Annotated in this window: 1 protein-coding gene; it reads right to left on the reverse strand. The window is 48.6% G+C overall.

Annotated features, from left to right (window positions below; translation table 11 throughout):
• Positions 1-135: 135 nt before the first annotated feature.
• Positions 136-1,054, reverse strand: a 919-nt coding sequence (locus tag KDK17_RS13465; RefSeq protein ID WP_257288268.1) for an MlaD family protein, incomplete at its 5' end; no start/stop codon positions are given.

A 1,054-nucleotide genomic window follows, 5' to 3' on the forward strand; every position in this document is an offset into this window, starting at 1 on the left:
GAACTGTGATCGGGTTTATCTTCGACCGCAGGTTTCAGGGTGAAGTACTGAAAAGGCGTGACACGACTCGCACAGGCCGACAAAAGAAGAACGGCAAGCAGAGGCAAGAACCATTTAACGTTATTCTTCATGACATTACTCACCTGTATCTCTGCCCAACAGCACTGATCCCGGCTGTTCTTCCAACAACTCTGCCAACTCCCTGACAGCATCCGCCGAGCGACTGATGTCTTTACTGCTGCGATCCAGCTGATACATCAGTGGCGAGTCAGGCGCCATGGTATCACTCAGTTCCACCGTCGTTTGCTCCACCGTTTTTAGCGTAGCTTCTACTGTCGACAATACCTCGTTCACCTTGCCAAGCGTTTTTGGCAGTTCTTTTTCAATAGCCTGAGACATCTGGTTCATGCTCTCAGCCATAGGGACAAATTCATCCCTGATGTCTGACATACTTTTGGCCATACCCTCTGACATGGCCCCAAACTGAACAAAAGCCTTATTGAGGTTCGCTGGCATCTGCTGAAATGCCTGACTGCCACTGATGGTATTCAGGTTGTGAGCAATGCTTTTCAGATCAGTGATCAGCGCAGGTAGATTCATTTTGTCCAGATCCTGGGTAATGGTTTCAAAATCTGTGGGCACCGTCGGGAGCTGTGGATATTGGGTAGAGACAGGAATCGTTCGAGAGCTGGCTTTATAGAAGTCCACTTCAATGTACAACGACCCTGTCAGAAGCATCTGGGTTTTCAGCTTGGCGGCCAGCCCCCGGGCCACCAGCTGTTTCACGATATCTTCAGGAATTTTTCCTCCCTTACCGATCACCATGTCCGGATAAATATCGATAAACACCGTGTTTAATAACTCTTCCTTGTCAACATACAGCTGGGTGCGAATCTCTGTGACTTCTCCAATTTTGACCCCCCGCAGCGTAACAGGAGCACCAATATTCAGACCCATAACACTACTGTCGTAGATCAGCTCATAACGCTCTTTGCTGTGACTGGAATAACTGCCTTGACCAACAAACATGGCAAGACCCAATGCCATTAAGATC

The organism is Endozoicomonas sp. SESOKO2, assembly GCF_024606245.1.
Lineage (GTDB): Bacteria > Pseudomonadota > Gammaproteobacteria > Pseudomonadales > Endozoicomonadaceae > Endozoicomonas_A.